This is a genomic window from Helicobacter pylori, from assembly GCF_900120335.1.
Taxonomy (GTDB): domain Bacteria; phylum Campylobacterota; class Campylobacteria; order Campylobacterales; family Helicobacteraceae; genus Helicobacter; species Helicobacter pylori_BU.
This window is the reverse complement of sequence record NZ_LT635477.1, coordinates 332625-354661: the sequence shown is the minus strand read 5'-3', so window position 1 is coordinate 354661 and position 22037 is coordinate 332625. Positions and strand designations below refer to the sequence as shown.

Annotated in this window: 24 protein-coding genes, 1 tRNA gene and 1 pseudogene; 8 read left to right on the top strand and 18 right to left on the bottom strand. The window is 38.8% G+C overall.

Features of this window, described 5'->3' with window-relative positions; genetic code table 11:
- Position 1: 1 nt before the first annotated feature.
- From fliH to CS889_RS01750, 4 genes are read right to left on the bottom strand one after another with little or no spacing between them, the layout of a single operon-like run.
- Entirely contained in the window at positions 2-778 is a 777-nt protein-coding gene (gene fliH / locus CS889_RS01765; RefSeq protein ID WP_089086654.1) for a flagellar assembly protein FliH, read from the bottom strand.
- The gene (gene fliG, locus CS889_RS01760; protein WP_000201859.1) at positions 765-1796 is read right to left on the bottom strand and encodes a flagellar motor switch protein FliG; all 1032 of its coding nucleotides are present in this window, start codon (positions 1794-1796) and stop codon (positions 765-767) included. The genes fliH and fliG overlap by 14 nt, the downstream gene beginning before the upstream one ends.
- Positions 1797-1813: 17 nt before the next feature.
- The gene (gene fliF / locus CS889_RS01755; protein ID WP_089086653.1) at positions 1814-3517 is read right to left on the bottom strand and encodes a flagellar basal-body MS-ring/collar protein FliF; all 1704 of its coding nucleotides are present in this window, start codon (positions 3515-3517) and stop codon (positions 1814-1816) included.
- Between the two features lie 43 nt (positions 3518-3560).
- Entirely contained in the window at positions 3561-4223 is a 663-nt protein-coding gene (locus CS889_RS01750; RefSeq protein ID WP_089086652.1) for a phosphatase PAP2 family protein, read from the bottom strand.
- Positions 4224-4481: 258 nt separating this feature from the next.
- Here CS889_RS01750 and pyrG point away from each other — a divergent pair, with 258 nt between their 5' ends.
- Genes pyrG through CS889_RS01735 form a run of 3 tightly spaced genes read left to right on the top strand, consistent with a single transcriptional unit; the run spans position 4482 to position 8539 of the window.
- Positions 4482-6098 carry a glutamine hydrolyzing CTP synthase gene (pyrG, locus tag CS889_RS01745; protein ID WP_000373185.1) on the top strand — a complete coding sequence of 539 codons (1617 nt, stop codon included), beginning with the start codon at positions 4482-4484 and terminating at the stop codon, positions 6096-6098.
- 9 nt (positions 6099-6107) lie between these two features.
- Complete coding sequence (gene recJ, locus CS889_RS01740) at positions 6108-7658, top strand: single-stranded-DNA-specific exonuclease RecJ (RefSeq protein WP_089086651.1); 1551 nt, start codon at positions 6108-6110, stop codon at positions 7656-7658.
- Positions 7658-8539, top strand: coding sequence for an RluA family pseudouridine synthase (locus CS889_RS01735; protein WP_089086650.1), 882 nt, complete (start codon positions 7658-7660; stop codon positions 8537-8539). Before recJ ends, CS889_RS01735 begins: the two co-directional genes overlap by 1 nt.
- Positions 8540-8640: 101 nt before the next feature.
- Here CS889_RS01735 and CS889_RS01730 read toward each other — a convergent pair whose 3' ends face one another.
- The 9 genes from CS889_RS01730 to CS889_RS01690 all read right to left on the bottom strand — a co-directional run bounded on the left by CS889_RS01730 (position 8641) and on the right by CS889_RS01690 (position 13672).
- Positions 8641-9201 carry a hypothetical protein gene (locus CS889_RS01730; protein WP_089086649.1) on the bottom strand — a complete coding sequence of 187 codons (561 nt, stop codon included), beginning with the start codon at positions 9199-9201 and terminating at the stop codon, positions 8641-8643.
- The gene (locus tag CS889_RS01725; RefSeq protein ID WP_000699880.1) at positions 9185-9523 is read right to left on the bottom strand and encodes a hypothetical protein; all 339 of its coding nucleotides are present in this window, start codon (positions 9521-9523) and stop codon (positions 9185-9187) included. The genes CS889_RS01730 and CS889_RS01725 overlap by 17 nt, the downstream gene beginning before the upstream one ends.
- A gap of 262 nt (positions 9524-9785) precedes the next feature.
- On the bottom strand, positions 9786-9959 hold the full coding sequence (locus tag CS889_RS01720) for a sel1 repeat family protein (protein WP_231899391.1): 174 nt from the start codon (positions 9957-9959) through the stop codon (positions 9786-9788).
- Positions 9960-10246: 287 nt separating this feature from the next.
- On the bottom strand, positions 10247-10651 hold the full coding sequence (ruvX, locus tag CS889_RS01715; protein ID WP_089086648.1) for a Holliday junction resolvase RuvX: 405 nt from the start codon (positions 10649-10651) through the stop codon (positions 10247-10249).
- Positions 10648-11448 carry a DNA-processing protein DprA gene (gene dprA / locus CS889_RS01710; RefSeq protein ID WP_089086647.1) on the bottom strand — a complete coding sequence of 267 codons (801 nt, stop codon included), beginning with the start codon at positions 11446-11448 and terminating at the stop codon, positions 10648-10650. The genes ruvX and dprA overlap by 4 nt, the downstream gene beginning before the upstream one ends.
- Before the next feature lie 6 nt (positions 11449-11454).
- On the bottom strand, positions 11455-11688 hold the full coding sequence (minE, locus tag CS889_RS01705; protein ID WP_033592300.1) for a cell division topological specificity factor MinE: 234 nt from the start codon (positions 11686-11688) through the stop codon (positions 11455-11457).
- Positions 11685-12491 (bottom strand): septum site-determining protein MinD, encoded by an 807-nt coding sequence (minD, locus tag CS889_RS01700; protein WP_001019079.1) that lies wholly within the window; start codon positions 12489-12491, stop codon positions 11685-11687. The genes minE and minD overlap by 4 nt, the downstream gene beginning before the upstream one ends.
- Before the next feature lie 24 nt (positions 12492-12515).
- Positions 12516-13508 carry a ketol-acid reductoisomerase gene (ilvC, locus tag CS889_RS01695; protein WP_089086646.1) on the bottom strand — a complete coding sequence of 331 codons (993 nt, stop codon included), beginning with the start codon at positions 13506-13508 and terminating at the stop codon, positions 12516-12518.
- Positions 13509-13595: 87 nt separating this feature from the next.
- Positions 13596-13672, bottom strand: a tRNA-Arg gene (locus CS889_RS01690).
- A gap of 84 nt (positions 13673-13756) precedes the next feature.
- On the opposite strand from CS889_RS01690, the pseudogene CS889_RS01685 reads away from it, so the two are divergent.
- Positions 13757-14538, top strand: a pseudogene (locus CS889_RS01685) (NAD+ synthase).
- A complete protein-coding gene (locus tag CS889_RS01680) occupies positions 14535-15473 on the top strand; it encodes a tetraacyldisaccharide 4'-kinase (RefSeq protein ID WP_089086644.1) in 939 nt (312 codons plus the stop codon). The pseudogene CS889_RS01685 and the gene CS889_RS01680 overlap by 4 nt, the downstream one beginning before the upstream one ends.
- On the opposite strand, the gene pseH is transcribed toward CS889_RS01680, so the two are convergent.
- The 4 genes from pseH to flgH are packed head-to-tail and all read right to left on the bottom strand — an operon-like array spanning position 15406 to position 18234.
- Positions 15406-15948 (bottom strand): UDP-4-amino-4,6-dideoxy-N-acetyl-beta-L-altrosamine N-acetyltransferase, encoded by a 543-nt coding sequence (gene pseH, locus CS889_RS01675; RefSeq protein ID WP_079341521.1) that lies wholly within the window; start codon positions 15946-15948, stop codon positions 15406-15408. The two genes, CS889_RS01680 and pseH, sit on opposite strands and share 68 nt — an antisense overlap.
- The gene (locus CS889_RS08610; protein ID WP_269456830.1) at positions 15945-16817 is read right to left on the bottom strand and encodes a CMP-N-acetylneuraminic acid synthetase; all 873 of its coding nucleotides are present in this window, start codon (positions 16815-16817) and stop codon (positions 15945-15947) included. Before CS889_RS08610 ends, pseH begins: the two co-directional genes overlap by 4 nt.
- Positions 16808-17497, bottom strand: coding sequence for a pseudaminic acid cytidylyltransferase (gene pseF, locus CS889_RS08605; protein WP_157694390.1), 690 nt, complete (start codon positions 17495-17497; stop codon positions 16808-16810). Before pseF ends, CS889_RS08610 begins: the two co-directional genes overlap by 10 nt.
- A gap of 23 nt (positions 17498-17520) precedes the next feature.
- Positions 17521-18234, bottom strand: a complete 714-nt coding sequence (flgH, locus tag CS889_RS01665) for a flagellar basal body L-ring protein FlgH (RefSeq protein ID WP_000709973.1) — start codon at positions 18232-18234, stop codon at positions 17521-17523.
- Between the two features lie 136 nt (positions 18235-18370).
- Here flgH and CS889_RS01660 point away from each other — a divergent pair, with 136 nt between their 5' ends.
- Entirely contained in the window at positions 18371-19108 is a 738-nt protein-coding gene (locus CS889_RS01660) for an outer membrane protein (protein WP_001259609.1), read from the top strand.
- A 7-nt stretch (positions 19109-19115) separates the two neighbouring features.
- Here CS889_RS01660 and CS889_RS01655 read toward each other — a convergent pair whose 3' ends face one another.
- Positions 19116-19658: a phospholipase D-like domain-containing protein gene (locus tag CS889_RS01655; RefSeq protein WP_000932507.1), complete on the bottom strand. Its 543-nt coding sequence runs from the start codon at positions 19656-19658 to the stop codon at positions 19116-19118.
- 144 nt (positions 19659-19802) lie between these two features.
- On the opposite strand from CS889_RS01655, the gene chePep reads away from it, so the two are divergent.
- Together chePep and gmk are read left to right on the top strand one after the other, a co-directional pair.
- Complete coding sequence (gene chePep, locus CS889_RS01650) at positions 19803-21359, top strand: chemotaxis regulatory protein ChePep (RefSeq protein ID WP_089086643.1); 1557 nt, start codon at positions 19803-19805, stop codon at positions 21357-21359.
- A complete protein-coding gene (gene gmk / locus CS889_RS01645; protein ID WP_001058030.1) occupies positions 21352-21972 on the top strand; it encodes a guanylate kinase in 621 nt (206 codons plus the stop codon). Before chePep ends, gmk begins: the two co-directional genes overlap by 8 nt.
- The last annotated feature ends 65 nt before the right edge of the window (positions 21973-22037 follow it).

The window sequence follows — 22037 nt, the reverse complement described above, 5'->3', positions numbered from 1 at the left end:
ATCACACCTTAAAATTTTCCAACACGCTTTCTTTGAGCGTTTTAAAGCGCTCCATTAAATTCCCATCAAGGCTCCCGTTAGAGCTAGTGATCATAACGCCTCCTTTAGAAATAGCTTCATTGCTCTCCAATTTGATTTTGGAAGCGTTTTGCAAACGCTCGTTTAAATAAGGGTAATCCAAGGGATTGACTTTTAAATGAATATCCGTTGCGTCTAAAACATTTTTTAAAAGCTCTTCAGCTAAAGCGAGGGCCACTTTCTGGCTGTTGTCTTCCACTTCCTTAAGGATCACTTCTTTAGCTATATCTATCGCAATCGCGCTCAATTCCTTTTCTAAAGCCATTAAATGATCTTGTGATTTTTTCATTTTTTCATCTAAAGCGGTGATCGCATGCAAAAGCTGGTTTTTTTCTTCATTCACGCTGTGAGTGAGTTCGTTACGCATTTTTTCTTCGCCCTCTTTAAAGCCGATTTTATAGCCATCGTTTTTAGCGTTTTCAATCAAAACTTTACTCTCTTCTTGGGCTTTTTCAAATTGCATTTGCAATTTCACTAAATGGCTTGAAAGCTCATCGGTTTTTTTCAATAAGCAATCAATCAAATCGTTTTCTATCGCTTTTTTTTCCAAAGGCTCTTGCGGGTTAGGCGTTTCTAAAGACGCGTTATTAGGATTAGTTTTAGGAGGTAAATTTGCCATGCTCTTAAATTCGTATTTTTGAATGTCATGCTTATTCAAATGATCTTTTTGGATCAAGTTTTTACGGCTATTCAATGACATCTTCCTCTTCACCGGTTTGGATCACGCCTTTTTCTTGCAAGCTCTGCACGATTTCAATGATCTTTCTTTGGGCCACATCCACGTCTTTGATTTTGACCGCCCCTAAATACTGCATTTCTTCTACAAATTGCTCTGCAGCCCTACTGCTCATGTTGTTTAAGAATTTATCGGTTAAATCTTGGGTAGAAGTTTTTAAGGCTAAAGACAAGTCTTTTTTATCCGCCACTTTCAAAATCTCTCTGATAGCGAAATTGTCTAGTTTGGCTATATCTTCAAAAGTGAACATCATTTCTTTAATCGCGCCGGCGAGTTTGTTATCCACGCTTTCAATGCGAGCGAGCGTGGTTTTAGCGCTCTTTTGTCCCAAGCGGTTAAAGATTTCAGCCACCGCTCTCAAACCGCCCACTTCAATTTTATAGCTAGTGAGCGATTCTAGTTTGTTTTCTAACACCGTGGAAACCCTTTTAACCACTTGGGGCGATATTTCGCCTAAATTCGCCATTCTAATAGAAATCTCGGCTTTCATTTCATCAGGGAAATAGCTCAAAGTTTCAGCCGCATTAGGGGCTTCCATGTGGGCTAAAATCAAGGCAATGGTTTGAGGGTGTTCGTTAATGATGAAATCAGCGAGTTGTTGGGGCTTGATTTTGCCTAAATAAGCGAAATTTTTTTGCGTTTGCAAGCTTTTAGTGAGTTTGTCCATCACTTTTCTGGCTTCTTCGCTCCCTAAAGTCCTGGTTAAAAGCTCTCTAGCGTATTCTAAACCGCCGGTATTGATGTATTGGTTAGACTGAAAGATCGCAAAAAATTCCTCTAAAACCGCCGCGCCGATTTGCTTGTCTGTGCCGTTTAATTGCACGATTTGCTTAGAAATCTCTGTAATGGAGTCAATGTCTAAATGCCTTAAAATCTCACCTGTGGTGTCTTCGCCCACTTGAATGAGTAAAATGGCGATTTTTTCACTCATGGAGAGTTCGTCTAATTGAGCCTTTTGTTTGGGGGTGAGTTTGGTTGCCATTTTTAACCTTTTATCTTTTAACCTTTCGCGCTGTCTGAAGAAATTTCATCTTTGATTAAGAGCTTAAAAAGCGTGGCGATTTCATCAGGGCGCTCTTTAAGGGTTCCTCTAATCTTTTCTAAAATAATTTCATATCTTACTTCTTCTTCGCTAAAGCTTGCATTAAGCCCTAATTGATCTTCTACTTTTTTCCTCAAATCGCCGAGTTTGTTCAATTCATCTTCTTCTTCATCCATTTCTTCAAACATGGATTTCACTTCCTTATCTTCATCAGGCACCACTTCTAGCATGCGTTCGCTGAAAGGCACAATCACTTTTTTATAGAAAATAAATAGCACTATAAACACTAAAATATACTTGATTAAAGGCGTGAATGAGCCTAAGATTTTTTGAGTTTTGTGCATGATTTTTTCGCTCAAAGTAGCGTTATCAAGCAGGGGTGCCATAGGGTTAAACTCAAAATTACTCACCGCCACATCATCGCCTCTATTTTGGTTATAGCCAATGGCCTGTTTCACTAAAGCGTTGATTTTTTTAAGCGATTCATCGCTCAAAGGCTCGTATTCTAAAGCGTTTGCCCCGTCTTTAAACGCAATCTTATACTTGCCATCCACCACAACCGCCGCATTCAAACGCACTAAGGTGCCAAACTCGCCCTTGATCTCGCTAATGGTTTTACCCACTTCATAATTGGTCGTGTTTTGAGACTTTTCGTATTTTTCTGGCTCTTTATTGTCCTTCAATCCTTGCACAGGCCCGATATTGCTCACAACTCCCGGCACACCGCCGACTTGTTTTTTAGAAGCGCCTTCTTTTTTTTCTTCTAAATTTTGCTCGCTCCTTACGACATTATTGGGATCAAAAGTCTCTTTGGTGCTTTTCTTTTGGCTGAAATCAAACTCCGCATTGACCCTTGCGACCACCTTGTTTTTACCCCCCACAATAGGGGCTAAAATATTGACGATCTTATTTTCTAAAATGTTTTCAAAATTTTGTTTGTAGCGCAATTGCTCTAAGGCTAATTCTTTGGAGTTTTCTAGTATATCGCCCTCGCCTATTGATTCGCCATTTTCATTCACGATTTTCACGTTTTCTATCGTGAGTTTAGGCACAGCTGCAGCGATTAAATTTTTAATCCCTAAAATTTGAGTGGGTGAAAGCTTCATGTCAGGCTTAAGCTTGAGCATCACCGAAGCGCTAGGAGGGACTTCTTTAGCCACAAACACGCTGTCTTTAGGGATTGCAATATGCACATTGGCTTTAAGAATGGGGTTTAAACTTTCAATCGTGCGCGACAATTCCCCCTCAATGGCGCGAACGAGTTTGATATTCTGATCAAAATCAGTCGCCCCAAAGTCTTTAGTGTCAAAGATTTCAAAGCCCACTTTGCTCGTTTTAGGAATCCCTTGAGAAGCCAGAGTGATCCTTTCTTCATACACTTTATCTTTAGGGACAAGAATGGTGTCATCTTTTAAGACTTTATAAGGGATTTGGTTTTGCTGGAGGTGTTGTAAGATTAAGGCGTTATCGCTAGAATCCAATCTTTCAAATAAAACCCCATAACCCCCTTGCGCGTAGTCTTTTTCTTTAAAAGGATAGAGCAATAAAAACACGAGCAAGGCGGTGATCAAAACCCCCGCTGCGATCAGAGCGATTTTTTGCTTTTTATTGAGCTTGATGAAAAAATCAACAATCCGTTGCAATAATACCTTTAAATCCAATATTAAAACCTTGATAAAATTTTCATTCTTTTAAGCCGTTCGCTTAGATCTTTTGGAACACGCTCAAATAAATCCCTATGGAAAAACAAGCCCCTAACGCCCCTAAACAAAACCCTCCTAAAACACTGCTAAAAGACACCCCTAAAACAATGAGCGCTAAGCCTATTAAAAGAATCAAACCAAGCAAACTATAAGAGAGGATGTTTTGAAATATTTGATGCGCAATGAAATGGGGTATCAATAAGATAAGCAACCCGTAAAATAGCGTCAAAGAGAGCGCAATAGCGCTAGGGAAATTAACGCTGTGCGAAAGCCATTGAAAAGAATGCAAAAAAAGGTGCTTTAAAGATTTTAAAAGGGCTTCAAACAAGATCACGCTTAGCACAAACCACACCCCAAGTGCTAAATTTCTACGATAAAGGCTTAAAAACACCCCCACCAACAAGCTCAAAGGCAACACGAATTGAGAAGAGCCTAAAAAAACAACGCATCGGAGCGTTTGATCTAAAATAGGGCTAGAAGAATTTGAACGCATCAAGCTAAAAATCGCATGGTCCATTGAATTAGCGTAATCAAAAAAAACCAAGCCAGCAATAAGGATAAAAAGCGCACTAAAAACGCCCCCTAAAAGAAAAAGGGTTTTAACTGGTAATAAGAAAAATGGTTTGGGCTGTGTGGAAACATTTTTGAAAGAATTTTCAGCCATTATTTAAAACCCTTTTAGTCAGTTCATTCAAAACGGATATTGTACGCCAACGAACTTTGAAATTGCTCTTAAAAGTTTTAAGACAATGAAGTTTAAACGCATAAAAGCTTTTTATTTTAATCAAACCTAACTAATAAGAAACTGAAATTGTTTTTTTTTTTTTTTGAAACCGCTTTAATTTTTGCCCTCTTTTAAAGCTTTTTAACCCTTTTTAGACTACAATTTTAAGAAGTAAAAATCAAAGGAACGCAATAACTTATGGATAGAGCCAAATTTATATTCGTTACAGGGGGCGTGTTAAGCTCTCTAGGGAAAGGGATTTCATCTTCTTCAATCGCTACGCTTTTACAGCATTGCAATTACCAGGTTTCCATTTTGAAGATTGATCCTTATATTAATATTGATCCAGGCACCATGAGCCCTTTAGAGCATGGGGAAGTGTTTGTAACTAGCGATGGCGCTGAAACGGATTTAGATATCGGGCATTATGAACGCTTTTTGAACAGGAATTTAACGAGGTTGAATAATTTCACTACCGGGCAGATTTTTTCAAGCGTGATAGAAAACGAAAGGAAAGGGGAGTATTTAGGCAAAACCATTCAAATCGTCCCCCATGTAACCGATGAAATCAAAAGGCGCATTAAAAGCGCGGCTAAGGGGTTGGATTTTTTAATCGTGGAAGTGGGTGGAACCGTGGGCGATATGGAGGGCATGTTTTATTTGGAAGCGATCCGCCAGCTTAAACTGGAATTAGGGAATGAAAAAGTCATCAATGTGCATGTAACCTTGATCCCCTATATCCAAACCACTAACGAATTAAAAACCAAACCCACGCAACACTCCGTCCAGGAATTAAGGCGCCTTGGCGTAACCCCTCAAATCATTTTGGCGCGATCGCCTAAGCCTTTGGATAAAGAATTGAAAAAAAAGATCGCTTTGAGTTGCGATGTGGAGCAAGACAGCGTGATTGTGGCCACAGACACTAAAAGCATTTACGCATGCCCCATTCTTTTCTTGCAAGAAGGCATTTTAACCCCCATTGCCAGACGCTTTAATTTGAATAAGTTGCACCCCAAAATGGCGGCTTGGAACACTTTAGTAGAAAAAATCATCGCTCCTAAACACAAGGTCAAAATTGGTTTTGTGGGCAAGTATTTAAGCTTAAAAGAATCTTATAAATCCTTGATTGAAGCCCTAATCCATGCAGGGGCGCATTTGGATACGCAAGTCAATATTGAATGGCTGGATAGCGAGAATTTTAATGAAAAGACTGATTTAGAGGGCGTTGATGCGATTTTAGTGCCGGGGGGCTTTGGAGAAAGGGGGATTGAGGGCAAAATTTGCGCCATTCAAAGGGCTAGGTTAGAAAAACTCCCCTTTTTAGGGATTTGTTTGGGCATGCAATTAGCGATCGTTGAATTTTGTCGCAATGTTTTAGGTTTAAAAGGGGCTAACTCTACGGAGTTTAACCAACGCTGCGAATACCCTGTGGTGTATTTGATTGAAGATTTTATGGATCAAAACCACCAAAAACAGGTGCGCACCTATAATTCGCCTTTAGGAGGCACCATGCGATTAGGCGAATACGAATGCGAAATCATGCCTAACAGCTTGCTAGAAAAAGCCTATAAAAAGCCTAATATTAAAGAAAGACACCGCCATCGTTATGAAATCAACCCCAAATACCGCCAAGAGTGGGAAAATAAGGGCTTGAAAGTGGTGGGTTTTGGGGCGAATCATTTGATTGAAGCGATTGAATTAGAAGATCACCCGTTCTTTGTGGGGGTGCAATTCCACCCGGAATTCACCTCCAGATTGCAAAGCCCTAACCCTATTATTTTGGATTTCATTAAGAGCGCTCTTCATAAATCCTAATCTAAAAGAATGAAACAAAAGCTTAAAGCTCAAATCAAAGAGCGAGTGGCTTCTATCGCCTATAATGAAAAAGGGTTTCCTAGCCCCTTTTTATTTAAAGACTTGAAAAAAGCCGCGCTCAAAATCATAGAAGCCATGCGCGCAAACACAGAAATTTTAGTGGTGGGCGATTATGACGCTGACGGCGTGATTAGCTCTGCTATCATGGCAAAATTCTTTGAAAGTCTGAATTACAAGCATGTCCGCATTGCAATCCCTAATCGCTTCATGGATGGCTATGGGATTTCTAAAAAATTTTTAGAAAAACACCACGCCCCTTTAATCATCACGGTGGATAACGGGATCAACGCCTTTGAGGCCGCTCAATTTTGCAAGGAAAAAAATTACACCCTAATCATCACCGATCACCATTGCTTACACCATGATAAAATTCCAGACGCTTATGCGGTAATCAACCCCAAGCGACCGGATTGTGATTTTATCCAAAAGGAAGTGTGCGGGGCGTTGGTGGCGTTTTATTTGTGCTATGGAATCCACCAACTTTTAGGAAAAGAAAAAAGCCATTCTAGTGAATTGTTGTGTTTAGCGGGCGTGGCGACTATTGCTGATATGATGCCTTTGACTTTTTTTAACCGCTTTTTAGTTTCTAAAGCCTTGTATTTTTTGCAAAAAGAATCCTTAGGGGCGATGGGGTTTTTACGCCAAAGAGAAGTTTTTAGAAAACGCTCTTTAAAAGCGAGCGATATTTCTTTTAATATCGCCCCTTTAATCAACTCCGCAGGGCGCATGCAAGACGCTAAAATGGCTTTAGATTTTTTAAGCGCGAATAATTTTCAAGATGGTTGTTCTTTGTATGAACGCTTGAAAGCATGCAATTTGAAGCGCAAAATGATCCAACAGCAGGTTTTTGAAGAAGCCTTTAAGCATGCGATGGTTGGAGAAAAAATCATCGTCGCTTTTAAGGATAATTGGCATGAAGGCGTGCTTGGGATCGTGGCTTCAAAATTAGTGGAAGCCACCCAAAAGCCAAGCCTGGTTTTTACCTTTAAAGAAGGGGTGTATAAAGGGAGCGCTCGCAGCTCTCCAAATATTGACTTGATTGACGCTTTGAATGGGGTTTCTTCTTTACTGCTCGGCTATGGGGGGCATAGGCAAGCGTGCGGGTTGAGCGTTGGAAAAAACAATATCGTCTCGCTCTTTGAAACTTTAGAAAATTTTGATTTTAAAGTCTTGCCTTTTTATGAAAAAGAACCCCCTTTAACGCTCAATCTAAAAGACATTGACAGAGAGCTTTTAGAGATTATAGAGATGGGCGAACCTTATGGACAAGAAAACCCTGAACCCTTATTCCAAGCAAAAAATTTAGAAGTCATAGAAGAAAGAATCATTAAAGAAAGCCACCAGGTTTTGCGTTTTAAGGATAAAGAATGCGTCAAAGAGGCTATTTATTTTAGCGCTGAGCGGTTTTTGAAAGCGGGCGAAAGGGTGAGCGTGCTTTTTAGCGTGGAATTAGATGAGTGTTCTAATGAGCCTAAAATGTTTGTTAAAAGTTTGTTGTAGTGCCTTTTGTTGAAGAAGAATTTGAAATTTTAAAACCCACCAAAGCCTTGTTTTTGGTGCGCGATGTTTTAAAATGCTCTTTAAAAGAAGCCCAACGGCACCTTGACAAACAACGCCTAAAACAAAACCAACAAGCCGTGCGTAAATCCCAAATGATTCAAGGGGTCGTTAGTTTGATTTATTTCAAGCCTAATGAAAAGCAAGAAAGACTTGTTTTTGAGGCTAAGGATTTTGGCGCATTTGACAAACCCACTCAAATCTATACCCACCCTAAAGGCTATTTTTACCATGAAAGCTTATTAGATTGTATCCAATCTCATTTTGGCAAAAACGCCCACCCAGCCCACAGACTGGACTATGAAACGAGCGGGTTAGTTTTGGCGGGCAAAACCTCACAGAGCGCTAAGGATTTAAAAGCGCTTTTCATGCAAAAAAAAGTGAAAAAAACTTATTTAGCGCTAGCGCATGGGTTAATGGATAAAAGTATCATCATAAATAAGCCCATTCTAACGCCACAAAACATTCAAAAAGATTTGCGCATTCGATCTCAAATTTCTCCTTTAGGCAAGCCTTCAATTACCCTTGTTGAGCCTTTAAGCTATAACCCTTTTTTGGATATAAGCTTGCTTAAAATAACCCCGCTCACCGGGCGCACGCACCAGATCCGCTTGCATTTAAGCAGTATAAATCACAGGATCGTGGGCGAGGGGCTTTATGGGGTGGCAGATGAAAACGCCAGAGAATACCTTCAATTGAAGCGTGAAAATAACGCCCCAACCCTCATGCTCCATGCCACTAGTTTAGAATTTGAATTTAAAGGAGCGATCTATCAAATCGCTTCCCCCATGCCCAAACGCTTCATGCCCTTTTTAAAAGATTGACCCCCCCTTTATTGATTATCCCCTGATTACTTTTATTGGTTATTTTCTTGACTATTTTCTTTTGGGGGAGGTTTTGATTAAGATTTTCTATACGCCTTTTTTCAATTCCCCTTATTATTTCTAGCTTTCAATTCCTCTTGTTTTTTGAGAATCATTTCTTCAGTAATACTAGAAAGCTTGTCTTTGTGGTTTTCATCATTAGAATCTTCTTTGTGGTGGGACTCTTCTTGTTTTTTTGAAATAATTTCTTCAGCGATGCTAGAGAGTTTTTCAAAATTTTTAGCGTCTTTGCGATTGGAGCGGTTTTTTAAATTCTCTCTGATTTGCCTTTTTCTTTGGATTAACGCAAACATTTTTTGGCTGAATTGGTAGCATTTGCACGCGCTTATAACAATCACGCCCCACTTGATTAGTAAAGCGATTAAAAGCCAAATAAAAGAGCTAGAAGTGTCCAATAAAAACTGGCGCACATCGCTATACACCCAAATATCCACTAAAATAACCAACAGAGTGATCAAAATAGAAAACGCAATGCTTTTAAACCTAAAAAGCCACGCCACTATCACAAACCCTCTCGTATGCCTGTGGGCTAACAGCCAGCGCTCATTCTTTTCGCTAAAAAAATTCATCAAACCAGAAATTACGCTATTTTTCTTGTTCATTGTCGCCCTTTTCCCAAACTTCTTTAAAATGCTTGGTGGTTTTTTCTTGTTTTTCTTTCAATTCTTTAGCGTGGATTTGCTCTAACAACCTTTTTTCTTCAGCTTCAAACATGATTTTTAATTCTTCTTCATTAAAATCGCTCAATTGCATGCCCTCTTTTGCCAAGCGTTTTTCTACGATTTTAACCGCTTGCTCCCTGATTTTTTGAGATTTTTCTTTAAAAAGCGCTCGTTTGGTTTTTTGAAACGCTTCATTAGAATTTTTGTGGATCGTTTGTTTGCAAAAATCTAAAAAATCCTTGACTTGATGCATAATTTTCATGGTTATCCGTTTTTAAAGAGTTTTTAAGACCAATGACCCCTAAAAGAATACCAAAAAAAGATTAAAACTCTCTAGTAAAATATTTTCTTAAAAGAATAAGGGGCATTTTGGCGATGTTCTAACCCCCTAAAATAGGGCTTTTGCGGGATAGTTTCTAGGTGAGGCTATCGCATGTTTTTTGTCCCTTATTTTTCTTTGAGCGCCTCACATGCCTCTTGATCTCCTAATTTGCAGGCTTTAGAGATATATTGATCGGCTTTTGTTAAGTTTTTTCTACGCCTTTTCCATCATCATATAGATCCCCTAAAGCACCACACCCCCCACCATTATTCAAACCACACGCTTTTTCAAAATATTTTTTAGCTTGAATGTAATCTTTCGCTTCACTACTCTTTACACCCAAATTGAAAAGCTCTTCAGGGTTTGGCTCTGCCAATTAACCCCCCCCCAATAAACACACAACACAAACACAAAGCCCTAAAAATCGCTTTTTTGAAACTTTTCAGCATGACGCTCTCCCTTTTATTAAAAAATTCAGACTTTATTATTATAATCAAATATTGATGACTAAAACCTTTTAATTTTCATAAATGGGGTTTTAGTTGTTTTGTTTTACAATAAAAATTATAAGGAGATAGGAATATTTTGCGTTTAATCCCCCTAACCCAAAAAGAGCGCTTGTAAAAAATACCTTTGAGCATTTTTTATACTAGAATTTTATCCCTAGCGCTTTTTTAAAACCTGCTGGCAATAGCGCTCTAAAATCCTACAAGCGCTCAAAGAGTCTAACCGGCCGTCTTTGGTAGCGAGCCGCTTGTTTTTCCTACCCAAATGCTCTAAATTGTCATAAGCTTCTACGCTAGAATTATCTTCATTGATAAAAACGATTTCGCCCTTAAAATCTACAAGCTTGATAAAATGCTCAATGCGGGCGTGGGTGTCCGCATAGCTTTCATTGGGCTTGCCCACCACCAGCACCTGAACATTTTTTTCCCTCAATAAATCGCTCAAATCCCTAGAGGCCTGATTCCTGTTGTGGCGTAAAATCGCTTCTAAAGGCAAGATAACGCCGTTTAAAAGCGCAGCGATGCCAATGCGTTTTAACCCCACATCGCATGCCAAAATCATGCTAACACCACGAGATGATTGATACGCTTAATCTTACCCAACAGCTCGTATTCTAAAAGCTTATCCCCAAATTTGAGATACGCCTCTTCATAGCTAGGGTTTTTCGCACAATATTCTAAAAATTCATCTTTCATTTCAGGCATTTCTTTTAAATGGTGGTCTTTTAAAAGGGTGTTTATAAAATTTTGAATATTAAATATCCCTTGAGCCTGCCCTTTTTCTAAAAGCTCATTAGTGCCGTCGCTCTCGTTCAAGCGTTGGGGTAAAACAAACAAGGGTTTTTGGTATTTTTGGGCTAATCTCGCGCTGCTCATAGAGCCGCTTTTTAAATCCGCTTGGGGGATAATCACCGCATCGCTTAAAGCGATCACTAGGCGGTTTCTCGCTAAAAAAGAGCCTTTAACGGGCATGAAGTCTTTTTCATATTCGCTTAAAATCAGGCCGTTTTGCGCGATTTCTTGGATCACTTTATGATTGTTCGTAGGATAGATGAAATCCAAACTGCAAGGCGAAAGCATGATCGTTTTTGGCAAGGCGTTTTCTTGAGCGATAATATCCACGCCTAACGCTCCCCCGCTCACAATAACCGCGCCATTTTTAGCAAGCTCTCTGGCTAGAGTGATCGTGTGTTGCTTGCTATAAGGGGTGGGTCTTCTTGTGCCTATGATAGCCACTTTTAAAGGCGCTTCTAAAAGCTTGGTATCGCCCACACAATAGAGTTTTTTAGGGGGGTCTTTGAGAATGTCAAAGGCTTTAGGGATATTTTCTAGCGCACTGTATTGGAAATGGCTTTTCATTTTAAACTATTTAGGCAGTATAATCTCCACTTCAATCGTTTCCACGCTCTGGTTGCTATCAAGGGTTTTGAAATGGATGTCTGAAGATTTAGTGTATTTTTGGATAACGGCAATGATTTCTTTACGCATTTCTTCCATGTAGGGTAAATTTAAGGTGCGCTCTTTGGCTAAAATCAATTTCAATCGGTTTGTTGCGGTAGCCGCGCTCCCTTTGTTTTTAAAAAAATCAAACAAACTCATGAAAATATCCCTTTTAACGCGCTAAAAAAGCCTCTTTTAGCCTTAAATTCCACGTATTCCACTTCCTCGCCTAAAATCCTTCTAGTGATGCGTTGGTAAGCCTTCGCGCTCTCGCAGTCCGTGCGAATCACCGGCTCGCCCTTGTTGGTCGCTGAAATAATATGGCTGTCTTCAGGAATGATCCCAATTAAAGGCAAGCATAAGATCTTAAGCACTTCTTCTATAGAAATCATCTCGCCATTTGCCACTAATTCAGGTTTTAAGCGATTGATTATCAAATGCTTATGCACTTCTTCGCCCCTTTTGGCCCGATTAGACTTCGCGTCAATAATGCCAATCACTCTGTCGCTATCCCTTAAGGAACTCACTTCCGGCGTTACCACCACTAACGCCATGTCCGCATGCAAAATCGCATGCTCAAAACCGCTTTCAATCCCAGCCGGTGAGTCAATCAAAATATAGTCAAAATCCACCCTTAAAGCGTTGATTAAAATCGCTACTTTTTCCTTATCTAAAATATTTTTATCCTTACTTTGTGAGGCCGCTAAAAAAGAAAGGTTTTTAGTCTTTTTATCCGTGATCAAAGCCTGCGAAAGGTTGCAATTTTTTTCCATCACATCCACCACATCATAAACAATGCGATTTTCTAAGCCTAAAATCATATCCAAGTTCCTAAGGCCTATGTCAAAATCAACCGCTACGACTTTTTTACCGCTCTCAGCCAAGCCAATCGCTAAATTAGCCGTGGTGGTGCTTTTACCCACGCCCCCCTTACCTGAAGTGATAGTAACTACTATTGCCATATTTATTCCTTTTATTTTAATGATTTATTTTTTATGATTGAATGGGGTGCGTAAAATTTCCCCAATTTGTTCTATTTTAGTCTCTTTAAGGGCTTTCCTCTCTGTGTTTAACCTGGGGTAATTCAAGCTCTTTTCCAGTAAAAAATCCTTAGCGAATGCGCCGTTTTGAATCTTTTTTAAGATTTTTTGCATGCGTTTTTCTAACAGATTTCCCATAGGCTCTCTAGCTTTAATCGCCCCAAATTCAGCGGTGTTAGAAATGTGTTTTCTTAAACCCTCTACCCCCTTATAATGCAATAAATCCGCCACTAATTTCACTTCATGCACGCATTCAAAATAGGCTAATTCTTCAGGGTATCCTGCCTTAAGTAAAGTTTCAAACCCCATTCTTACAATCGCTTCTAACCCCCCGCACAAGACCGCTTGCTCGCCGAATAAATCGCTCTCGCATTCTTCTTTAAAACTCGTTTCTAAAACCCCCATTCTCCCCCCACCCATCGCTTTGGCGTAACTTAAAGCCACGGCTTTAGCGTTATTTTTTGAGCTTTCTTGCTCTATGGCGATTAGATGGTATAAGCCCCTATTTTTAAGGTATTCTTCTCTTAAAGCGCTCCCTGGCCCTTTTGGTGCGACTAAAATCGCGCCCACGCCTTTTGGAAGAATGACTTGATTGAAATGCACGCTAAAACCATGAGCAAAGCCCACAATCTGCCCCTCTTTTAAAAAAGGGATCACTTCTTTTTCTAGCACTTCCTTATGCAATTCATCCGGAAGTAACGCCATGATCACGTCAGATTGTTGGACTAATTCCTTGACTCCTAGCACCTCAAAGCCCTCTTTTTTTGCTTTTGAAACGCTCAAACTCCCTTGATACAAGCCAATATGCACCTTTACTTTAGAGTCCCTCAAATTGAGTGCTTGGGCTTCTCCTTGAGCGCCATAACCAATAATGCCCACTTGTAAGGATTGGATAACGCCTAAATCAATGTCTTTATCATAATAAACGGGTAATGCCAAAATCAAATCTCCTAGCGTGTTTAAGCAAGTATTTATTTTACCATAATGGGAGCGATAATGTTTAAAAACATACAGAATATTAAGAAATGGTGTGCTCGGAGGGATTCAAACCCCCGACCTACAGGACCGCAACCTGTTGCTCTATTCAGCTGAGCTACGAGCACTTTTAAAGAAGTGAAACGATGATTATAGCAAGAAAATCTAATTTTTCACTTAAACGGTGCGTTTTTTCTATTATAATTTAAAGCATGCAAAAAGATTACCAAAAACTCATCGTTTATTTATGCGATTTTTTAGAAAAAGAAGTTCAAAAAAAAGGCTTTAAAAAAGTCGTTTATGGGCTGAGTGGGGGGCTAGATAGCGCGGTCGTTGGGGTGCTGTGCCAAAAGGTTTTTAAAGAAAACGCCCATGCCCTTTTAATGCCCTCTTCAGTTTCCATGCCAGAAAGTAAAACAGACGCCCTAAATTTGTGCGAAACATTTTCTATCCCTTATACAGAATATTCTATCGCACCCTATGATGCCATCTTTGGCTCTCATTTTAAAGACGCGAGCCTTACTAGAAAGGGGAATTTTTGCTCACGATTACGCATGGCTTTTTTATACGATTATTCTTTAAAAAGCGATTCTTTAGTCATTGGCACGAGCAATAAAAGCGAAAGAATGCTAGGCTATGGCACTTTATTTGGGGATTTGGCGTGCGCGATTAACCCGATTGGGGAATTATTTAAAACCGAAATTTATGAACTCGCTTGCCATTTGAATATCCCTAAAAAGATTTTAGATAAGCCCCTAGCGCGGATTTATTTGTGGGGCAAAGCGATGAAAAGGATTTAGGCTATCCTTATAGCGTGATCGATCCTTTATTAAAAGATATTGAAGCGTTATTCCAAACAAAGCCCATCCATTTAGAAACGCTCATTCAATTAGGCTATGATGAAATTTTAGTGAAAAACATCATAAGCCGTATCCAAAAAAACGCCTTTAAATTGGAATTACCCACTATCGCCAAACGATTTAACCCTGAATGAAAAGCGATAAACCCTTTTTAGAACGCTATTTTTATGACCCCACTCTTTTACAAAAGGGGTTGATTTTCGCGCTCTATCCTTTTTCTTTAATCTATCAATGCATTGCCACCCTTAAACGAAAAACCGCTAAAAAGCATGATTTTAAAATCCCCATTATCAGTATAGGCAATCTCATCGCTGGAGGAAGCGGTAAAACGCCCTTTATTTTAGAAATCGCTCCAAGATACCAAGAAGTGGCGGTTGTTTCTAGAGGGTATCAACGGGATTCTAAAGGCTTGGTGGTGGTGAGCGTTAAAGGAAACATTTTAGTTCCTCAAAAAACAGCGGGCGATGAAGCCTATCTTTTAGCCTTAAATCTAAAACAAGCGAGCGTGATTGTGAGCGAAAAAAGAGAGCTAGGCGTTTTAAAAGCCCTTGAATTAGGATCAAAAATCGTGTTTTTAGACGATGGCTTTAGGTTTAATTTCCACCAATTCAATGCGCTTTTAAAACCCAAAGTCCCCCCCTACTACCCTTTTTGTTTGCCTAGCGGGTTGTATAGAGAAAGTATTGAAAGCTATAAAGAAGCCCATTTAGTCATTACAGAAGATAAGGATTATAAAAGAATCACCTCTATCGCCCACCCCACCAAACGCATGCTTTTAGTAACGGCTATCGCTAATCCTAGCAGACTTGATGCGTTTTTACCCAAAGAAGTGGTTAAAAAATTGTATTTTAGAGACCATGCCCCTTTTGATTTGGAACTTTTAGAAAAAGAGTTTTATCAAAATAACGCTACTTCCTTATTGGTTACTTCAAAAGATTTAGTCAAATTACAAGATTGCAAATTGCCTTTAAGCGTGCTGGATTTAAAACTAGAAATTTGCCCTAAAGTTTTAGAGGAGATTGATCGTTATATCCTTTCTTATCCTTGTAATACAAAAGAACATCTATAAACTCCTTATCTTTAGAGATAAAGCCTTTCAAACGCCCTTCTAACTCATAATGGTTTTTTTCATAAAAAGCGATCGCTTTGAAATTGTTTTCCATCACTTCTAGGTGTAAAGAATGTAATTGGAACTCTTCAAAAGCGATGCGTTCTAAAGCTTTTAAAATAGTCCCCCCCTTATTTTTCAAAAAAGGGTTTTTATAAATCCCCAAATACCCATGCTTATGAAAAAAATTGATTTTAGTGATAGAGCCAACCCCCAAATAAACGCCCTCTTCTTTAAACAAAAAATAGCGGTGGCTAGGCGAATTTTTTAAATCTTCTATGAATTGCAAATGCGTTTTTAAGGAAATATTAGCGCTATACATCCATAAGGCAGTGTTTGGGTGGTTACGAAACTCTAAAACCAACAATTTTTCTTCATCGTTTAATTGGGTAAAATCAATCGCTTGGATATTTTTATAAGAATAATTTTTTTTCAAATTTCTAAAAACTCCCTCAATGCACCCTCTAGCTCACTCCCAAAGGTCAGGGTTTTTGCCCAGGCTTGATTTTTTTGAATTCGCAATTTTTCAAAATCTTTAGCCAGAGTTTTTAAACTCGTTTGCTTGAATATGCCTGAATTCTCAAATTCTTGGCTTTGAACGATCTGATTAGAAGCAATGGGAAGGATAAGAGAGGGCGTTTGAGAAAGGGCTAATTCATAGAGGGTTTGACCCGAAGCGCTAATGGCATAAGCGCAAAATTTCATCAAAGAACTGAACTCTAAAGGGCTTAAAGGGCTGTAATAGCGCGTGTTTTTTGGAGGATTTTTAGGGATATAAGGTGAAATGATATGCAAATGCATGCCCTTATTTTCTAAAATTTTGACTATCTCTTTGAGCGTTTTTTGCTCGCTCCCCCCTAGAGTGATCAGCACTTCTTTGTTTTCTGTATTGATAGGGCGCTCATAAATAAAACGAGCATCAACAGGGTAAAACCCCACCCCCAAATAATACTGATAATCTTTTGATAAATGATGGTAGTGTTTTAAGGCGTTCAGCGTGAAATTCATGATCTTGGTGTTTTTAGGGTAAAACCCCTTAGCATGCTCTTCATCTTCTATCACCATAAGGCTTTTAGCTTTTTCTTTTAAAAGGTAAAAATCTTTTGAATTTAAACAATAGCTGTCTGTAATCAAAAAATCATTACCGCCAACGCCCTCTAAAAAAGCGCCTATATCGTTTTGCTTGTGTAAATAAAAGCTCACTTCAACCCCTAATTTTTCTATAAAAGAAAGGATTTTTTCACAACGCCTCACATGCCCTAAACCGCTTGTTACAAACGCATCGCACAAAATCTTTACTGGCATGCGTTTTTCAAACGGCTGTATTTGAGCTTGGCTAATTCTAAATCTTCTAAAGTGTCAATGTCTTGGACTTCTAAGGGCGATAATTCTAAAGCGATAGAATTTGGGCTAAAAATAGGCCGCATTTCTTTGAAGGCTTGAGCCTTCCCCATATAAAGCAACCCTGCGTCATGATAGAGCGTTTTTAAATCTTGCGTGCGCGTGTTTGAATGCTCTTTAAAAGCCATTTGAATGCCGTTTTCAAGGCTAAAAGAACGATAGGGCGAAGCGCTAAAGGGAGAGCATGTGAAAACATAATCCGTATTTTGATTTTGTTTTAAAGTTTCACAAGCGTTTTGTAAATGCTTTTCTTGTAAAAATACTGAAGCGCCATACAAACAACACGCAATATCTTCATCTTTTAATTCTAATTCTTTCATGTGATAAGCCATCACCTCTAAAGTCGTGGCTCTGTCGTCCGCTAAATTTTTAGGGCGTAAATTCAAAAAACTCGCCCCATAATTTTTGGCTAAATTCACATACTCCATGCTATCGCTAGAGATAAACACCTTTTCAAAGAGCTTGGAATTTAGCGCTGTTTCAATAGGATAAGCGAGCATGGGTTTATTGAAAAAATCAATAATATTTTTATTCTTAACCCTTTTACTGGAACTTCTGGCTAAAACAATAGCGATCGCTCTCATGCTAGGCTTTCAAACGCTCTTTATTAATAAGGCATTTGGGTTTCCATCGCATCAGCGGCGAATTTCTTTTTATTGGAATCGCTCAAATGCCCTAAATTCGTGTATTCAATCTTAGCGTCAGCTAAAAACTTGGATTGGATAGTGTTATTCCTTTCAATATCATAAGGGCGGATCACCCCGCTCACCTTAAGGATTTGCTTTTCCCCATCCACTAGCACTTCCTTATTCCCATAGATGAAATAATTCCCATTTTCTAGCACCTTAATGATTCGAGCGCTCAACACGATCTCTAAATCTTCGCTCTTTTTTTGCGAGCCACCGCCTTTAAAATTCGTGTTATTGCTGGATTTGGTGAAATTGTAATTATTCTTATCGTCTAAATACTCCGCTTCTTTTTTCTTTCTTTCATCTAGCCCGTTATAAGTGAGTCTTGGGGGCGTGGAGTTACCCCCTGAAGCGCTTTTATAATCTTTAGAGCTAGAATAATTCGCACTCGCTTTTTCAGAGACAATGATTGTGATCAAATCGTTAGGCTTCATCGCCCTCCTGTCCGCAAACAAGGGGCGCTCACCCTGCCCAAACAAACTCCCCAACTTGTTCAATTCAGGGATAAATTCTTTAGAGGGGGTTTCTTCTACATAATTAGGAGGGTTAAAATCAATGTTTGGCTCATTGGCTGATGCCATGCTGAATATAACGCCAAACGCAACAGCCCCTAAATAAAGCGCTTTTTTCATCCACTAGCCTTACTTTTGAGTTATTTTAAGCCTTGAATTATACTCTCTTATAAAGAATAAATGCTTAATTTTGAGTAAGTTGTTGTAAAATTTAGATCTCTATATAAAATAAAAACTTACTTGCAGGAGATAAAATTTGAGAACCTTGTTAAAAATGCTGGTTGGTGTGAGCTTACTAACACACGCTTTAATGGCTACAGAAGAAAGCGCTGCCCCCTCTTGGACAAAAAATTTGTATATGGGATTCAATTACCAAACAGGTTCTATCAATTTAATGACTGATATTCACGAAGTTAGAGAAGTGACTAGCTATCAAACCGGTTACACCAATGTAATGACTAGCATTAATAGCGTTAAAAAACTCACTAACATGGGTTCTAATGGGATTGGCTTAGTCATGGGCTATAACCACTTTTTCCATCCGGATAAAGTCTTGGGTTTGCGCTATTTTGCTTTTTTAGATTGGCAAGGCTATGGCATGAGATACCCTAAAGGCTATTATGGGGGCAACAACATGATCACTTATGGCGTGGGCGTGGATGCGATATGGAATTTCTTCCAAGGGAGTTTTTATCAAGATGATATTGGCGTGGATATTGGCGTTTTTGGGGGGATTGCGATTGCTGGGAATAGCTGGTATATTGGCAATAAAGGGCAGGAATTATTAGGCATCACTAATAGCAGTAGGGTTGATAACACCTCTTTTCAATTCCTCTTTAACTTTGGTTTCAAAGCTTTATTCGTAGATGAACATGAATTTGAAATCGGGTTTAAATTCCCCACTCTTAACAACAAATACTACACCACCGACGCGCTTAGGGTTCAAATGCGTAGGGTTTTTGCCTTTTATGTGGGGTATAATTACCACTTCTAAAGGGCTCTTAAAACCCAACGCAACCTTCTAGCATCTTTTGATAATAACTCTTGGCTTTGAGGATCGTCTCTGTGTCATCGGTTTTTAGAAGCACTTCATAATTGTTTTCAAAAGCGTTTTTGCTCCAATTCGCTGAGCCTAAAAACACGATTTTATCATCAATGATCGCCACTTTTTGGTGCATGATGCCGTAATAATTCCCGTTTTTAGCCTTAAGCCCTTTCAATAAGCACACTTTCGTGTTAGGGTATTTGTCTAAATAACCAATAGTGGATTGCTTGTTATTGTGATTGCTTTCATAATCATAAATGATTTGCACCTTAATCCCCCTACTCGCTACGCTTTTAATGGCTCTTGCAATATCTTTGTGCGTGAAACTATAAATAGCGATTTTCACGCTCTCTCTAGCGCTGCTAATCCCAGAAATTAAAGAATTGAGAGCGTCTCTTTGCTCATAAGGTAAGACAAATAAGCTGTTTTTAGCTTGCAAAACCCCTAAACAGCTCACTAACACGCCCACGCCAACGATTTTTTTAAACTTGTTTAACATCAAATGATCCTTATCAATAACGCGATAAAAATAACCAACCCAGTGGATTTTTGATTGTATTTTTGATTATAATAAAAAATTTAAAAAAAGCGATGAAAATTGATAGGCTTAAAAAGCGTTTCTTGTAAATAAGGAGTCCCTAAAATGAAAATGATTCTATTCAACCAAAACCCCATGATTGAAAAGCTGCTTGAGAGTGTTTCTAAGAAATTAGAATTATCCATAGAAAATTTTAACCACTATCAAGAGTTATCCGCACGCCTTAAAGAAGATCCAGAATGGCTTTTGATAGCCGATGATGAATGTTTGGAAAAACTAGATCAAGTGGATTGGCTGGAGTTAAAAGAAACCATCTCTCAAAATAAAAACAGCGTGTGCATGTATAAAAAGGGCAATGAAGCGCAGCCTTTTTTAGAGGGCTTTGAGATGAAAATCAAAAAACCTTTTTTACCCACTGAAATGTTGAAAATCCTTCAAAAAAAGCTTGGCTCTAACGCAAGCGAGCTAGAGCCTAGCCAGAATTCAGACCCAACTCAAGAAATTTTAGAAACCAATTGGGATGAGTTGGAAAATCTAGGCGATTTAGAAGCCCTAGCCAAAGAAGAGCCTAACAACGAAGAGCAATTGCTCCCCACTTTAAACGAGCAAGAAGGAGAAACTCCTAAAGAAGAAGCGCAAGAAGAGGTTAAAAAAGAAGAAGTTAAAGAAATGCAAGAAGAAATTAAAGAAAAAGAAAAACAAGAAGTTGCAGAAAGCCCCCAAGATGAAGAAAAGCCTAAAGATGATGAAACGCAAGGAAGCGTTGAAACCCCCAAAGATAAAGAAGTTTCTAAAGAATTAGAAACGCAAGAACAAGTAGAAACCCCTAAAGAAGAAACGCAAGAACAAGAGCCAATCAAAGAAGAAACGCAAGAAAATAAGGAGGAAAAACAAGAGAAAACACAAGATTCCCCAAGCGCGCAAGAATTAGAAGCCATGCAAGAATTAGTCAAAGAAATCCAAGAAAATTCTAACGACCAAGAGAATAAAAAGGAAACCCAAGAAAACCAAGAAAACACAGAAACACCGCAAGATATAGAAACGCAGGAATTAGAAATTCCTAAAGAAGAAGAAACGCAAGAAGTCGCAGAAAAAACACAAGCGCAAGGATTAGAAAAAGAAGAAATTGCAGAAACGCCCCAAGAATTAGAAGTCCAAGATGAAAAACTCCAAGAAAACGAAACCCTCAAAGATGAAAAACTCCAAGAAAACGAAACCCTCAAAGATGAAAAACTCCAAGAAAACGAAACCCTCAAAGATGAAAACATGCAAGAAAACGCGCAAAATTTACAAGAAAAAGAAACGCAAGAATTAGAAACCCCACAAGCCCAAGACGAAACACTCCAAGAAGACCATTACGAAAGCATTGAAGACATTCCTGAGCCGGTGATGGCTAAAGCGATGGGGGAAGAATTGCCCTTTTTGAATGAAGCCGTTGCAAAAACCCCCAACAATGAGAATGACACAGAAACCCCTAAAGAGAGCGTTATAAAAACCCCACAAGAAAAAGAAGAAAGCGATAAAACTTCCAGCCCTCTAGAATTGCGCTTAAACTTACAAGATTTATTAAAAAGCCTGAATCAAGAGTCCTTTAAAAGCCTTTTAGAAAACAAAACCTTAAGCATTAAAATCACTTTAGAGGATAAAAAACCTAATGAATAACGATTTTAATTTACTCATCCTTTCAGGCCCTAGCGGAGCGGGTAAAAGCACCCTTACAAAGTATTTGCAAGAAAAAATCCCAAAAACCCATTTTTCCCTTTCCACCACCACCAGAAAACCCAGAGAGGGCGAAGTTGATGGCTTGCATTATAACTTTGTCAGCGAAGAAGAATTCAAACAAGGCATAGAAAAAGGGCAGTTTTTAGAATGGGCGATCGTGCATAACCACTACTATGGCACTTCTAAAATCCCTGTAGAAAAAGCCTTAAAAGAGGGCAAAATCGTCATTTTTGATATTGACGTGCAAGGGCATGAGATCCTTAAAAAGCATTACCCTAACGCATGCTCAGTCTTTATTAGCACCAAAAACCAAGAGATTTTAAAAGAGCGCTTGCTTTTAAGGGGAACGGATTCTAAAGAGACGATAGAAAAACGCTTGATCAACGCTTATAAAGAAATGCAGTGCTTGGAAAGCTTTGATTACCTCATCATCAATGAAGATTTAGAAAAATCCAAAGAAATCATCTTAAGTATCGCTAAAACTTTAGTCCATCGCTTAAAAGCGTTTAATTTTGAAAAAATCTGTAAGGCTTGGAAAAACGAATCCTTGTGAAACCTATCAATTATTTTTTAAAAAAGCTATAATTCAAACAAAAACCAACCAATAAGATTAAGGAG

Coding starts and splice junctions, on each gene's coding strand:
- fliH (WP_089086654.1), bottom strand. CDS start 778: ATGTCATTGAATAGCCGTAAAAACTTGATCCAAAAAGATCATTTGAAT.
- fliG (WP_000201859.1), bottom strand. CDS start 1,796: ATGGCAACCAAACTCACCCCCAAACAAAAGGCTCAATTAGACGAACTC.
- CS889_RS01750 (WP_089086652.1), bottom strand. CDS start 4,223: ATGGCTGAAAATTCTTTCAAAAATGTTTCCACACAGCCCAAACCATTT.
- pyrG (WP_000373185.1), top strand. CDS start 4,482: ATGGATAGAGCCAAATTTATATTCGTTACAGGGGGCGTGTTAAGCTCT.
- recJ (WP_089086651.1), top strand. CDS start 6,108: ATGAAACAAAAGCTTAAAGCTCAAATCAAAGAGCGAGTGGCTTCTATC.
- CS889_RS01730 (WP_089086649.1), bottom strand. CDS start 9,201: ATGAACAAGAAAAATAGCGTAATTTCTGGTTTGATGAATTTTTTTAGC.
- CS889_RS01725 (WP_000699880.1), bottom strand. CDS start 9,523: ATGAAAATTATGCATCAAGTCAAGGATTTTTTAGATTTTTGCAAACAA.
- ruvX (WP_089086648.1), bottom strand. CDS start 10,651: ATGATTTTGGCATGCGATGTGGGGTTAAAACGCATTGGCATCGCTGCG.
- dprA (WP_089086647.1), bottom strand. CDS start 11,448: ATGAAAAGCCATTTCCAATACAGTGCGCTAGAAAATATCCCTAAAGCC.
- minE (WP_033592300.1), bottom strand. CDS start 11,688: ATGAGTTTGTTTGATTTTTTTAAAAACAAAGGGAGCGCGGCTACCGCA.
- minD (WP_001019079.1), bottom strand. CDS start 12,491: ATGGCAATAGTAGTTACTATCACTTCAGGTAAGGGGGGCGTGGGTAAA.
- CS889_RS01680 (WP_089086644.1), top strand. CDS start 14,535: ATGAAAAGCGATAAACCCTTTTTAGAACGCTATTTTTATGACCCCACT.
- CS889_RS08610 (WP_269456830.1), bottom strand. CDS start 16,817: ATGCCAGTAAAGATTTTGTGCGATGCGTTTGTAACAAGCGGTTTAGGG.
- pseF (WP_157694390.1), bottom strand. CDS start 17,497: ATGAGAGCGATCGCTATTGTTTTAGCCAGAAGTTCCAGTAAAAGGGTT.
- flgH (WP_000709973.1), bottom strand. CDS start 18,234: ATGAAAAAAGCGCTTTATTTAGGGGCTGTTGCGTTTGGCGTTATATTC.
- CS889_RS01655 (WP_000932507.1), bottom strand. CDS start 19,658: ATGTTAAACAAGTTTAAAAAAATCGTTGGCGTGGGCGTGTTAGTGAGC.
- chePep (WP_089086643.1), top strand. CDS start 19,803: ATGAAAATGATTCTATTCAACCAAAACCCCATGATTGAAAAGCTGCTT.
- gmk (WP_001058030.1), top strand. CDS start 21,352: ATGAATAACGATTTTAATTTACTCATCCTTTCAGGCCCTAGCGGAGCG.